At 68.3% G+C, this 13,169-nt stretch carries 15 protein-coding genes; 4 read left to right on the top strand and 11 right to left on the bottom strand.

Annotated elements, in window-relative coordinates; translation table 11 throughout:
- Window positions 1–36: 36 nt before the first annotated feature.
- The 6 genes from hisS to HVO_RS13625 form a co-directional block, all read right to left on the bottom strand.
- The gene (hisS, locus tag HVO_RS13600) at window positions 37–1,332 is read right to left on the bottom strand and encodes a histidine--tRNA ligase (RefSeq protein WP_004041736.1); all 1,296 of its coding nucleotides are present in this window, start codon (window positions 1,330–1,332) and stop codon (window positions 37–39) included.
- 54 nt (window positions 1,333–1,386) lie between these two features.
- Entirely contained in the window at window positions 1,387–2,292 is a 906-nt protein-coding gene (locus tag HVO_RS13605; protein ID WP_004041737.1) for an EamA family transporter, read from the bottom strand.
- 102 nt (window positions 2,293–2,394) lie between these two features.
- Complete coding sequence (locus HVO_RS13610; protein ID WP_004041738.1) at window positions 2,395–2,985, bottom strand: alpha hydrolase; 591 nt, start codon at window positions 2,983–2,985, stop codon at window positions 2,395–2,397.
- A 3-nt stretch (window positions 2,986–2,988) separates the two neighbouring features.
- Window positions 2,989–3,351, bottom strand: a complete 363-nt coding sequence (locus tag HVO_RS13615; protein WP_004041739.1) for a DNA-binding protein — start codon at window positions 3,349–3,351, stop codon at window positions 2,989–2,991.
- A gap of 105 nt (window positions 3,352–3,456) precedes the next feature.
- Window positions 3,457–3,912 carry a 30S ribosomal protein S19e gene (locus HVO_RS13620; protein ID WP_004041740.1) on the bottom strand — a complete coding sequence of 152 codons (456 nt, stop codon included), beginning with the start codon at window positions 3,910–3,912 and terminating at the stop codon, window positions 3,457–3,459.
- A gap of 114 nt (window positions 3,913–4,026) precedes the next feature.
- Window positions 4,027–5,055 (bottom strand): lysylphosphatidylglycerol synthase transmembrane domain-containing protein, encoded by a 1,029-nt coding sequence (locus HVO_RS13625; protein WP_004041741.1) that lies wholly within the window; start codon window positions 5,053–5,055, stop codon window positions 4,027–4,029.
- 166 nt (window positions 5,056–5,221) lie between these two features.
- Between HVO_RS13625 and thiL the strand changes: the two genes are divergently transcribed.
- Entirely contained in the window at window positions 5,222–6,115 is an 894-nt protein-coding gene (thiL, locus tag HVO_RS13630) for a thiamine-phosphate kinase (protein ID WP_004041743.1), read from the top strand.
- A 39-nt stretch (window positions 6,116–6,154) separates the two neighbouring features.
- Here thiL and HVO_RS13635 read toward each other — a convergent pair whose 3' ends face one another.
- The 4 genes from HVO_RS13635 to HVO_RS13650 all read right to left on the bottom strand — a co-directional run bounded on the left by HVO_RS13635 (window position 6,155) and on the right by HVO_RS13650 (window position 9,450).
- Entirely contained in the window at window positions 6,155–7,294 is a 1,140-nt protein-coding gene (locus HVO_RS13635; protein ID WP_004041744.1) for a site-2 protease family protein, read from the bottom strand.
- Window positions 7,295–7,743: 449 nt separating this feature from the next.
- Window positions 7,744–7,989, bottom strand: coding sequence for a DUF7123 family protein (locus tag HVO_RS13640; protein WP_013035508.1), 246 nt, complete (start codon window positions 7,987–7,989; stop codon window positions 7,744–7,746).
- 306 nt (window positions 7,990–8,295) lie between these two features.
- Window positions 8,296–9,081, bottom strand: a complete 786-nt coding sequence (locus tag HVO_RS13645; RefSeq protein ID WP_004041746.1) for a molybdopterin synthase — start codon at window positions 9,079–9,081, stop codon at window positions 8,296–8,298.
- 24 nt (window positions 9,082–9,105) lie between these two features.
- Entirely contained in the window at window positions 9,106–9,450 is a 345-nt protein-coding gene (locus HVO_RS13650) for a hypothetical protein (RefSeq protein WP_004041747.1), read from the bottom strand.
- 93 nt (window positions 9,451–9,543) lie between these two features.
- On the opposite strand from HVO_RS13650, the gene pyrH reads away from it, so the two are divergent.
- On the top strand, window positions 9,544–10,257 hold the full coding sequence (pyrH, locus tag HVO_RS13655) for a UMP kinase (protein WP_004041748.1): 714 nt from the start codon (window positions 9,544–9,546) through the stop codon (window positions 10,255–10,257).
- A 1-nt stretch (window position 10,258) separates the two neighbouring features.
- Entirely contained in the window at window positions 10,259–11,926 is a 1,668-nt protein-coding gene (gene lysS, locus HVO_RS13660) for a lysine--tRNA ligase (RefSeq protein ID WP_004041749.1), read from the top strand.
- A gap of 51 nt (window positions 11,927–11,977) precedes the next feature.
- Here lysS and HVO_RS13665 read toward each other — a convergent pair whose 3' ends face one another.
- Entirely contained in the window at window positions 11,978–12,517 is a 540-nt protein-coding gene (locus HVO_RS13665) for an LURP-one-related/scramblase family protein (protein WP_004041750.1), read from the bottom strand.
- 130 nt (window positions 12,518–12,647) lie between these two features.
- Between HVO_RS13665 and HVO_RS13670 the strand changes: the two genes are divergently transcribed.
- On the top strand, window positions 12,648–13,124 hold the full coding sequence (locus tag HVO_RS13670; RefSeq protein WP_004041751.1) for a hypothetical protein: 477 nt from the start codon (window positions 12,648–12,650) through the stop codon (window positions 13,122–13,124).
- Window positions 13,125–13,169 lie beyond the last annotated feature (45 nt).

Raw genomic sequence — 13,169 nt, forward strand, 5'->3', positions numbered from 1 at the left:
CACAGTCGGCGTTGCCGGCGCGACCCGCGAGGCGGCCTACTCGTGGTCCTCGTAGGTCGGCGCGTCGCGGTCACCGGGGAAGTCGTCGACGGGGACGGTCGTCTGGTCGCCGCTGGCCATGTCCTTGACCGTCACCTCGCCGTTTTCGAGGTCGCGCTCGCCGACGATGACGACCGTGTCGGCGTTGACGGAGTCGGCGTAGGACATCTGCGCGCCGAAGCTCCGGTCGGACACGTCGACCTCGACGACGTTGCCCGCCGCGCGGAGGTCGCGGGCGATGTCGGAGGCGACGCCGCGGGTGTCACCGACGGTGAGGAGGTAGTAGTCGGTCGCCAGCTCTTCGTCGGGCCAGACGCCGGCGCGCTGGCAGAGCAGTTGGAGCGTCGCGCCGCCGATGCCGACGCCGACGGCGGGGGTGGACTGGCCGCCGAACGACTCGATGAGGTCGTCGTAGCGGCCGCCGCCGAACGTCGCCCGCGACACGTCGCCCGTGGAGTCGAAGCACTCGAAGACGACGCCGGTGTAGTAGTCCAGCCCGCGGGCGGTCGAAAGCGACACCTCGCAGAACTCGCCCGCGCCGAAGTCGTCGGCGGCGGCGAGGACGTTCCGGAGGTTCTCGACCGCGGCTTCGACGTCGTCGCCGCCGAACGCCGCGATTTCGTCGAGGTCGCCGCGCTCGATGAGGTCGGCGAACTCGTCGGCCTGGTCGTACGAGAGGCCGGCGTCGGAGAGGAGGCCGAGGTACTCCGCGCGCTCGACCTTCTCGGACTTGTCGACGGCGCGGACCGCGTCGGCGACGTCCACGTCGACGTCGAACGACCGGAGCAGGCCCCCGAGGATGTCGCGGTGGGAGACGCGGAACTCGAAGTCGTCGGCCGTGAGGCCGAGGTCGGTCAGCGCGTCGGCGCAGAAGGCCAGAATCTCGGCGTCGGCCTCCGGCTCCGAGGAGCCGAAGATGTCGGCGTTGGTCTGGTAGAACTCGCGGAAGCGACCCTGCTGGACCTGCTCGTAGCGCCAGAAGGGCCGGGTCGAGACCCACTTGATGGGCTTCGACAGCGCCTGCTGTTTGGCGACGACCATCCGGGCGACCGTCGGCGTCAGCTCCGGCGTGAGCGCCACCTCGCGGCCGCCTTTGTCCTCGAAGGCGTACAGCTCCTCGACGATTTCCTCGCCGGACTTGTCGACGTACATCTGGGTCCGTTCGAGGTGGGGCGTCCCGATTTCGCGGAAGCCGTAGCGGGCGGCGGCGGTCTCGACGGTGTCGACGACCTCGCGCCGGGCCGACATCTCGCCGGGGTAGAAGTCACGAAATCCCTTGAGTCGGTCGTACATGGGCGTTGGTTGGCGCAGGTCGCGCTTGAAACCTGTTGTTCGGGGCGACGGCGACTACCCGACGAGGGCGCGGAGCGCCGCCGCGTCGCCGAGGGCGATGAGCGAGACGCCGGCGACCGCGAGGACGGCGGCGACGAGGCGCGTGCCGAACCGCGCCTCTCGGAGGACGACCCCGCCGAGGACGACGGCGACGATGGCCTGCGTGTTGACGATGGGCGAGGCGACGCTCGCCGGCACCAGCCCGAAGGCCGTCGAGGTGACGTGTTCGCCGACGGCGACGAGCGCGCCCGCCGCGGCGAACTTCGGGAGGTCGCCGCGGACGCCCGGCCACTCCCGCACTGCGACGGGGAGGACGGCGAGTGCCGAGCCGACGAAAAGCACCGGGACGAACACGCTCGTCGGGATGCCGAGTTCTTGTAGGGCGACGCGTTTGCCCACGTCGCTGACGGCGTAACAGGCCGCGCTGGCGAGCGCGAGTTGGGCGGGCCGCGACCGGACGGCGCGTCTGAGCGGGTCGAGGAACGCCCCGCCCTCGTAGTTCGCGACGTAGACGGCGACGGTGGCGACCGCGACGCCGAGGACCTGAACACCCGTCAGGAACTGGTTCAGAAACAGAATCTCGATGGGGAGGACGAACACCGGGACGAGCTTGTTGATGGGCGCGACGTAGGACACGTCGCCGGCTTCGAGGGCGTCGACGAACAGGATGAGCGCGACGCCGACGAGAGCGGCCGTACCGGCGACGATTCCGACGCCCGTCGCGCCGAGTTCGGCCAGCGAGGGGACTGCCGCGGGGTCGTACGTCACCGCCGTGACCGGGAGGTACAGGAGGACGGCGAAGGCGTTGACGACGACCGTGAGAACCGCCCCGGAGTAGCCCGGGAAGTACCGCTTCAGGGCGAAGATGTAGACGCCCCAGACGAACGCGGCGAGAACGGAGTAGGCGATGCCGGGGTCCATGCCTCACCCGGCGCGCGGCGGCGTGAAAAACGACGCGGTACGAACCGGGGGCGCGCCGGGGGAGCGGGTGGCCGGGACGGCGTCAGAACGCGGGGGCCGCCCTCAGCGCCGGCCGTGGACGTAGCTCTGGACGTGGTCCGGGAACACCTCGTCGACCGCCGCCTGCCCGTGTTCGGCGGCGATGAGGTGGCGGAGTTCGCCCTCGTAGTCGGCCTTCGGAATCTCCTCGGACGGGCCGGTCTCCACGTCGAGATGCGACTCGACGAGGCGGTCGACCGCGCCGCGACCGAACCCCGAAAGCGGCGAGAGGTAGTCGACGCCGTGGCGGTCTTCGAGGCTCTGGGCCTGCGCCCGCGAAATCGAGGGGACGCGGTCGTCGCGGCGGGTGCCGTCGGCGACGGCGTCGAAGTCGAGGCCGCAGACCGCTTCGAGCGCGTGTTCGTGGACGTGTTGGATGCCGCCGCGGGGGTAGCCGTCTTCGACCATCCGGGCGGTCGCCGCCGCCGCGACCTCGCGGTCGAGCTCCAGCGTCTCGAAGGCGTAGCCGAGTTCGGCCGCCGCGTCGCGGGCGTGAGTCCAGTCTTTCGTGACCCCGAAGTGGGCGGTCACGAGCGTCACGTCGTAGAAGGTGTCGAGAAGCAGCGCGGCGAGCGAGGAGTCCTTGCCGCCGCTGTAGAGGAGCGCGAGTTCCACGTCTTACCGGCGGCGGATGTTGAAGCTCTTCGACTCGGGCTGCAGCTCCTTCAGGAGCGCCTTCATCTTGTCGTCGTCGATGCGGCCCTGAATGCGCCCGCTCTGGGCGAGGGCGACGATTTGGCGTTCGACCTGCTCCGCGAAGTCCGGCTTGGACATCTGCACGGCGTTGAGGCGCTGGCGGGCCTCGTCGGTCAGATGCTGTTTGAGAAGCGCCTGTTTCTGCTGTTCGGCGCGCTGTTGGGCCTCCTCGGCCTGCTGTTGCTCCGCGGAGCCCTGTCCGCCGCCGCCCCGCTGTTCTTGGAGTTCCTGCATCTTCTTCTTTCGAAGCTCCTCCAGTCGCTCATCGTCGGGACTGCCACTCATACCCTAGCGCACGGTCCGATGTCTGAAAACCATTACGGACCCGCATACAGACGGCTCTCGGGGAATCCGCCGTCGAAGAAGAACTCTCGGTGTGTGTCGGCGGCTCTACGCGTAGCGTTCGAGTTCCGGACGGTCGAGGTCGGAGAGCACGTCGGACGCGGCGTTGTCGAGGAAGCTCGTCCCCTCGGCGGTGATGCGGCGACCCTCGCCCTTGGCGGTCTCGACGAGGCCCTCCTCTTCGAGCTGCTGGAGGAGCGTGCGGATGATGTTCTTGCTGCCGGCGTCGCTGTGCGCACCGGAGACGCTGTATCGGTTGGAGCCGCGCTTGAGGCCGCCGTACTCGGTCGAGAGACGGTCGACGCCGACGGGGCCGTTCATGGCGACCTTGCGGAGCAGGCTCGCGCCGCGGACGTACCAGAAGTCGTCCTGCTGGGGCGGCAGCTCGCGGGTCTGGCCGCTCTTCGCGAAGGCCATCCAGTCGGGTTGCTCGATACGGTCCTCGAGTCGTCCGGCGACCTCCTCGATGAGGGCGTCCGCCGGGACGTCATAGATGGTTACCATGGCTATTGGTTCATAATCGCGGCGTTTAAAGGCATCGTATTCGCCCGATACGGGCGGTTGGAGGCTCCTGCGCCCCGACCGGCGTGCGCCGGGGTGACAGCCCGTATCGCGCCGTCAGGACCGCCACCCGCGCGCGCTCTCCGTGCTCATCACGAGGCCGCCGAGGACGACGGGCACCCAGTAGACGAACCCCCGGAAGACGACGATGCCGGCGGTCGCCACGTCGAACGAGACGGCGGAGCTCGCGGCGGCGACGAGGATGGCGAGCGTCCACTCGATGCCGCCCGCGCCGCCGGGGAGCGGCGTCACACCGGCTATCGCCCCAATAGGGACGACGAACAGCGCGATGGAGAAGGCGATGGGCGCGCCGATGGCGTGAAACGCCACCCAGAGCGCGACCATCTGGCAGAACCAGCCGAACCCCGACAGGCCGAGCGCGACCGCCAGCCCCCGCGGGTTTCGGCCGACGCGTTCGATAGAGCGGAAGAAGCCGTTGATGCGGCGCTCGATGCCGTCGTTCGTGGGCACCGACACCCGCGGGACGTATCGCGCGATGGTTCGGATGAACGGCGTCAGGGCACCGATGAGCCGGCGTTCGAGGCCGTAGCGGCGCTTCCACGCGGTGTAGACGGCCGCCGGAACGCCGACGGCGAGGGCGATGACGGCGACGAGCGCGATTTCGAGGTTGCGGCCGAGCGTCACTTCGGTGGCGTAGTAGCCCGCGCCGATGAGCGCGATGGTGATCGAGGGGACGAAGTTGATGGTGTCGACGCTGGCGATGGCCGCCAGCCCGGTCTCGTACTCGGTGTCGGTGCTCCGGGAGATGAGAAGCGCCGTCACGGGCTCGCCGCCCGCCTGTCCGAACGGGGTGATGTTGTTCGAGAACGTCGCGCCCGTGAAGATGAGAAACGAGCGGGCTGTCGAGACGTTCACGCCGAGCACGCCGAGGACGGTCTTCAGCGACGCGCCCCACGCGACGAGCCAGACGAGCGTGATGGCGAGGATGGCGATCAGGTAGGTCGGCTCGGCCATCGTCACCCGGTCGACGAGTTCGTCCACGCCCGCGAAGTAGAACAGGACGGCGAAGACGACGACTGCCGCTGCGAAACCGAGCACCGTCGCGTGGAGGTTCTCGCGGGCCATTTGCTGGGGATGTGTCTACGACGGACATTAAGTCACCGGATTCGACGGCCGAGAAACAGGTCCCGCGTCGCCGCCGTCGCGGATTCGGTCGCGTTCCCCCGGTCGGCGACACCGCCGCTCACTTTCGGATAGATGGACATTTCCGCTCCGCCCGACACGTCCCCATATGGACGAGCGTGCCGCCCTCAGACTGCTCGCCGCGGACCTGCCGGACGCCGGCGACGACGCCGCCGTCGTCGACGACCTCGTCGTCACGACCGACATGCTCCACGAGACGACGGACTTCCCCGCGGGGACGACCCGCTACACCGCCGGCTGGCGGGCCGTCGGCGCGTCGCTGTCGGACGTGGCCGCGATGGGCGCGAGCGCCACCTGCGCCGTCGCCGCCTACGCCGCCGTCGAACTCGACGAGACTGAACTCGGGGATTTCGTCCGGGGCGCGCGGGACGTCTGCGAGGCGGTTGACGCGTCGTACGTCGGCGGCGACCTCGACACCCATCGGGAGTTCACGACGGCGACGACGGCCATCGGCCGCACCGACGACCCGGTTCGTCGCTCTGGCGCGGAGTCGGGCGACCTGCTCTGCGTCACGGGCGAACTCGGCCGGTCGGCCGCCGCCGTCCGCCTGTTCGAGGCGAGCGAAACCGACCGCGCGAACGATCTGTTCCGGTTCACGCCCCGCGTCGCCGCCGGCGTCGCCCTCCGCGGGTCGGCCACGTCGATGATGGACTCCAGCGACGGCCTCGCCCGCTCGGCCCACCAGCTCGCGGAGGCCGGCGACTGCGGCTTCGAACTCGACTTCGACGCGCTCCCCGTCCACGACGCGGTCGAGGAGGTCGCGGCCGACGCCGACGACAGACGCGACCTCGCGGCGTTCTTCGGCGAGGACTTCGAACTCGTGTTCACGCTCCCCGAGTCGGCGCTTGACGCCGCCCGCGACGTGGCGGACGTGCCGCTCACGGTGGTCGGAAAAGCCGTCGAAGAATCCGCAGACGCGGCCGTCGTCGCCGACGGCGAGGCCGTACCGGACCGCGGTTACACCCACGGCGGCGGTGAGTAGAATCCTGTTTTCGCGGCGGTGTCGAGTCCGCGCGCCGCCTTATCCCGGAATGACCTGAATCGGCACGAGGAGGAAACACGCCGCGCCGAGGGCGAACGTAACGAGGCCCACGACCATCCGCGCAGGGCCGAGCGGCGTCTCGTCTATCGGCTTCGCCGGGCCGTTGTAGGCGATGAACGTCGACATCAGCCCCCAGAAGAACCACAGGCCGACGGACTGGTTGAGACCGAGCCCACGGATGTAGTGGAGATACCCCGCGATACTGAACAGGACAAGCGGGACGGCCGCCGCGAGCGATTCTTGGCGCTCCCCGAGCATCGCCCGGACCATGTGGCCGCCGTCGAGTTGGCCGACCGGGAGCAGGTTGAGGACGGTGAAGAACATCCCGACCCAGCCGCCGATGACGACGGGGTGGACGACGGTCCGGGGGTCGGCGTACTCTGTCGGTCGATTGAGTACGGTCGCGATGGCGTCGAGGAGCGGTGGGTTGTTGAAGACGATCATGTCTCCGGACCGGCCGAGGACCTCGCTCGGGACGGTCATCGGTTCGAGCGAGAGGCCGATGACGGTGACGACGACAGTCGCACAGAGCCCGGCGAGCGGGCCGGCGACGCCGATGTCGAACAGCGTCTTCCGGTCGGGCATCTGGCCGCGCATGCGGATGATGGCACCGAGCGTGCCGAACGGGAAGATAAACGGGATGAGGTAGGGCAGCGAGACGTTGACGCCGTGGTATCGGCCGACCGCGTAGTGGCCGAGCTCGTGGACCGAGAGAACGCCGAGGACGGCGGCGGTGAAGGGCCACGCCTGAAGCAACACCAGCGGGTTCGCGGCGATGTCCGACAGGGGGATGTAGTACCACGCGTACGCGCCGACGAACAGCGTCGAGAGAATCGTCAGCGCGAACAGCGTGATGTTCTTCCACGGGATTTCCTCGACGCCTTGCGAGGCCGGTTCGACGATGACCACGTCGGTCTCTCCGAGCCCGGACACCTGCGCTTCCACGTCGTAGCCGGCTCCCCGGAACGCCGACCAGATTTCGCGGACGAGCATCTGCTCGGGGACGAGCGACTCGCCGTAGTAGATACGTCGGCGACCGTCTGACCGCACCTCGTGAACGTCGAAGACGGCGCGAAGTGCCTCCACCGGCGGTCCGTCCGCCGATTCGGACTGTTCCATCGGCGTGCAGTAGGCGGGCGACGTGCATAAATCCCGTGACGGAGACCTGACCCGACCGGGCGACGACGGCGCGAGAGGGCTGTCGCTCCGGCCGTGTGGTGTGCGTCGAAGCGGAACGCGAAAGTGAAAATGCGGGGTTGGTTCGCGGGTCGGGTTAGTTCGCGGGTCGGGCGGTCGTCGACGGGTGCGTGCGGGGGGGAGGGCGTTCCGGAGTCGCGTCGTGAGTTCGGGTCGCTGCGCCCTGGGGAGGGGCGTCAATTCGCCGGGGTCACGAATCGCGAGGGCTGTTGAGTCGCGTCTCGGTTCGGTTTCCGAGCGCGCTTGGCGGGGCTGTCACGGGGCCATTAGGGGCTATCGGTGGCTGTCGCGGGGTCGGGTTCTTTCGTCCGGGGACCGGGCGGTGCGCGCCGTCCTGGCGCTGGCGTCGGTCGGGGCGGGCAGTGCGTGTCTCAGGCGGTCTCGACGCGCCACGTGGTCGCGCTCGTGTACGACCACTTCTCGATGGACAGGTCCGTCGCGGAGTCGCGGAGCTTGACCATCAGGGCGCCGATTTCCTTGGGAGACAGGCCGACGTCGTCGGCGATGAATTTGCTCTTGAAGTACATCTCGCCGTCTTTCGCACGGTCGAGCAGGTACTGCTTGAGGCGGTCTTCCTTGGAGCTATCGTCGGTGGAGGGGGGTACTGTTGCGCTCATCTGGTACACCTCACTTCCACCTATCGCCCCAGTACCTGTTATAAAGGAAGGTCCGTTAGAATTAGTTCGGCCGCTTTCAGCCTGAATCGTTGCAAACGGTACATTTTAGGAATCTTTGAAATCGGCTTAGATTTTTTAGAACCGGTTCTAAGAGATTCTTTCAGAGAATATCGTCAGACTTCATATGGGTAAATACTCCCGCTTTTCGCCCGTCTGACGCCGCATTTTGCGGCAACAACACCCGCAATATCGCTCGATTTTCGCCCCGTCGGGACTATCCGCATCTCCTGAGTTATCCGCGCCGTCTCAGCGGTCGTGGACCCAGAACTCCTCGTCGGTGGTCGTCTCCTTCTTAAAAATCGGCACCTCGTCTTTCAGGCGGTCGATGCCGTCTTCGACCGTCCGGAACGCCTCTCGGCGGTGCCCCGCGAGGACGACGACGAACACGATGTCCGCGCCGTCTTCGACGACGCCCACCCGGTGGTGCATGAGGACGCGGAGGACGCCGTCGCGCGCCTCCAGTTCCTCGGAAATCGCGTCCATCTTCGACTCCGCGACGCCGTCGTACTTCTCGAATTCGAGGCTCAGCGTCGGGTCGTCGTCTTCGGACTCCTTCGCGCGCACCCGCCCGGTGAACGTCGCAATCGCGCCGGCGTACACTTCCAGCGGGTCGGCCTTCGCGCGCTCGACCAGCGTTTCGAGCGTGACGTGCGGCTCGTGAGAGTCGATTTCGGCGGCGAGAGACGCCACGTCCGCGGCGTCGGCCGTTTCGGCCTCCGCGACGACGTTCGCCGCGTCGACACCCGCGAGCGCGACCGTCGGGACGCGCGCGTCGGGGAACCCCGAGAGGAGCGCGTAGTCGTACTCGGCCGAGAGGTCGTCGAGGAGTCCATCGAGGTCGCGGTCGTCGCCGGACCCGACCCAGTTACCGTCCGGCGAGAGCCCGTAAGCTGCGGCGACGCCGTCTGTCGACTCCGGTTCGGTCGCGCTCTCGGGGAGCGATTCCACGGTGGCGACGCGGCCGTCCAACTGCGCGGCGAGTCGGTCGCAGAGCGTTGTCGCGCCCGCGCCGACGATTCCGAGGACGTGCATACCCGAAGGACGGCCCGCGCCGGTTTAAGATTGCTCCGTGCCGGCCTCGTCGGCCTCGGGCGTCGGCTCCGATTCCCGCGCCTCGGCGCGCGGGCGGGTCCGGTAGAGGTGGACGGCGACGGCCGCGCCGACGAGTCCGAGGAGCGTCGCCAGCCACGGGGCCGCCGCGCCGATGGGCGTGTCGGCCGTCGCGGGCAGCGTGTCGAACTGCCAGAGCGCCCAGCCGACCGAAGAACAGGCCGCCAGCGCCCAGTTGAAGACGGTTCGGCGGTCGACCTCGTCGCGGCGGTGGCGGACGAGCATCGCGCCGAGCGCGAGCACCCAGCCGACGACGATGAGCGTAACCGTCTCCACGGTGACGAGTCGCATACCGGTAGTCGCCGCGAGAGTGGTTTAAAGCCCCCGACACGGGCGTCTCGCAGTTGATAACCCTTAAGATGCGGTCACGGATACCCGTGTGCAATGAGAGTCGTCATCTCCATCGGCGGAAGCGTGCTCGCGCCGGACCTCGACGCTCGACGCGTGGAGGGTCACGCCTCCGTCGTCGAAACGCTCGCGCGGGACGGGTGCGAAATCGGTGCGGTCGTCGGCGGCGGCGGCGTCGCCCGCGACTACATCGGCGCTGCCCGTGACCTCGGCGCGAACGAGGTCCAACTCGACCAAATCGGCATCGACGTGACCAGAATCAACGCCCGCCTGCTCATCGCGGCGCTCGGCTCGCAGGTCGATCCCAAGGTCGCCCACGACTACGAGGACGCCGGCGACGCCATCCGGCGCGGCGACATCTCGGTGATGGGCGGCGTCATGCCCGGCCAGACCACCGACGCCGTCGCGGCCGCGCTCGCAGAATACGTCGACGCCGACCTGCTCGTCTACGCGACCAGCGTCGACGGCGTCTTCAGCGCCGACCCGAACAGCGACCCCGACGCGACGAAGTTCGAGGAGATGACCGCCGCGGAACTCGTCGACGTCATCGGCGACATCGAGATGAACGCCGGGTCGTCCGCCCCGGTCGACCTCCTCGCCGCGAAGCTCATCGAGCGCGCGAAGATGCGCACCATCGTCCTCGACGGCACGGACCCCGACCGCATCACGCCCGCCGTCCTCCGCGGCGAGCACACGGGAACCGATATCATCCCCGAGGGCGGCGACGAACCCACCTACTGGGCTCCCTGAGATGACGACCGACGACCCCTCCCGCGGCGACGCCTCCGCCGCGGACGCGACCGACGGCGATGCCGACGCCACCCACCACGGCTTCTGGGCCGACGAGGTCGCCGACGAAATCGAGGCACGCGACCCCGACGAACCGGTCGTCGTCAAAGGTGGCGTCTCCCCCTCGGGCGTGGCTCACCTCGGCAACTTCAACGAGATTATGCGCGGCTACTTCGTCGCCGAGGTGCTCCGCGAGCGCGGCCACGAGGTCCGGCAGGTGTTCACCAGCGACGACAAAGACCCCCTCCGGAAGCTCCCGCGAAAGCTCGCGGACGCCGACGGCAACATCGTCGGGCTCGGCGAGGTCGACGCCGGCGCCCTCGGCCGCAACCTCGGCAAGCCGTACACGTCGATTCCGGACCCGTTCGGCGAGGCCGAGTCGTACGCGGCGCACTTCGCGGCGCTCCTGAAGGCCGACGCCGACCGCCTCGGCGTCCCGGTGGAGATGATTTCCAACACCGAACTGTACGACAACGGCGACTTCGACCCCGTGGTCGAACACGTCCTCGACCACGCCGACACCGCCCGCGAGGTGCTGGGCGAGTACCAGTCGAAGGTCGACGAGGACTACGTTCCCTTCAACCCCGTCTGCGCCGAGTGCGGTAAAATCACGGAGACGGTCACGGACATCGACCTCGACGCGGGAACCGTCGACTACGTCTGTACCGACATGACCGTCGGCGACAACACCATCGACGGCTGCGGCCACGAGGGGACCGCGACGTTCCGCGAGGGCAAACTGCCGTGGCGCTTCGAGTGGCCCGGCCAGTGGCAGGTCCTCGGCGTCGACTTCGAGCCGTTCGGCAAGGACCACGCCGAGGGCTCGTGGCCCTCCGGCAAGGACATCGCCGAGAACGTCCTCGGAATCGAGCCGCCGGTGCCGATGGTGTACGAGTGGTTCACGCTCAACGGCGAGGCGCTGTCGTCGTCCGCCGGCAACATCGTCACCGTCGCGGAGATGCTCGACCTGCTCGAACCCGAGGTGCTCCGGTACTTCTTCGCGCTCAACCCGCGGAAGGCCCGCGACCTCGACCTCACGCGACTCGACCAGCTCGTGGACGACTTCGACCGCTTCGAGCGCGCCTACTTCGGCGAGGTCGACGACGAGAGCCTGACTCGCTTCGCCGAGCGCGCCTACCCGTTCGTCGTCGACGAGGTCCGCGAGGACCGGGTTCGACTCCCGTACACGTTCGCGGCCGTCCTCGGCATGACCGACGACGAGAACCTCCGCGTCAAGATGGCCCGCAACGAGGGCTTCTTCGATGAGGACACCCCCGACGAGGTGGTCGAGGAGGCGCTCGGCCGGGTCGAACGCGCCCGCCGCTGGGCCGAGAAGATGGACAACCAGTACAACTACCGCTTGCAGGTCGACCTCCCCGAGTTCGACTTCGAGCCCGCCGTCGAGGCCGCGCTTGACGAACTGGCCGACTTCGTCGAGAAGAACCACGACGGCGAGGCGATTCAGGGCGAAATCTACGAGACGGCGCGCCGCCACGACATCGAGATGGGCGACTTCTTCGCCGCCGGCTACCGGCTGTTCTTCGACGCCGAACAGGGGCCGCGACTCGGCGGGTTCCTCGGCGAGCTGGAGCGCGACTTCGTCGTCACGCGACTCCGACGCGAGGACTGACTCCTCGCTCTCGCCCTCAATTTCGCTTCCCTCGCGTTCGCACGGAGTCCGTCAGTTCTCCTCGATGGCGTCTATCACGACCGCGCCGACGACGGCGAGTCGCGGGTCGATACGCTCGCGGTCCACGTCGACGGTGTACTTGTCCCGGAGCGAGAACCGCCCGTCTACCGCGCCGACTTCCTCGCCGGCCGCGTCCTCGATGCGGTACGAGAAGGGAATGAGCGTCGTGACGAGCCGTCTGGCGACCGCCATCGGGACGCTGTCCTCGACGATTCGCCCCGCGACCGAGCCGTCGGGGCCGAGCAGTTGGTAGGTGTGTTTGGCGAACGAGAACGCGCCGCGTTTGACCGCGCCGACGCGCTCGTCGGTCCGGCTGTCGACGATGTCGTAGGCCGCCGACACGTCGAGGACGCTGTCGGCCTTGACGCGGAAGCGCTCCTCGCCGGTGTCGTGGTCGTTCAGCCGGAAGTCCTCTTTCAGTTTGAACTTCTTTTGCTTCGCCGAGAGGACGGGGTCGTCGCCCTCGTAGACGACGTACTTGTTGCTGATGGACACCTTCTGTCGGACCTCGTAGCGGGAACTGTCGAACACGGTTTCCGTTCGTCGCCGGGGTGGCTAAAACCCTTCTGGGGGACGACTTATGTTCCCGACGCGCGTACGGTGAGACGGGCTCGTTCCCCGCGAACGACGCCTACCGCGGCCTCGCCGCATCACAGTTCACATGTCTCTCATCGACTTCATCCGGTCCGTGGAGGAATCGCAAGACGAATTCGACGTCGAACTGGAGGAGTTCGACGCCGACTCGGAACAGGAAGCCGTCGACGACGACACCTCGGGCGGCCGCTCGTGGGGTCGGCTGCTCCTCGTCGCGTTGCTCCTCGTGGGCGTCGCCTACGCCGTCTCGCGGCTTCGCTCGTCGTCCGGCGACTCCTTTACCGACATCGCGCTCGCCGACGACCCCGCCGAGGGCGACTCGGCGGCCGACGAGGAGACCGGCGCAGGCGACGACGCGACCGACGACGAGGACGCCACGGTCACCGTCGAACACGACCCCGAGGCGGAAACGGACGACGCCGCGGCCGACGACGAGGCGGCCGAGGCGGACGAGACGGGCGACGCGAGCGACGAGGAGACCGACGCGGACGACGACGGCGCGGTCGAAGTCGAAATCGAGTCGCCCGGCGACGACGAGGAGTAACGCGACGCGCTCGTTGCGGGTCGGGTTCGGTTGCGGTCGTCATTC

This window comes from Haloferax volcanii DS2 (assembly GCF_000025685.1).
Taxonomy (GTDB): domain Archaea; phylum Halobacteriota; class Halobacteria; order Halobacteriales; family Haloferacaceae; genus Haloferax; species Haloferax volcanii.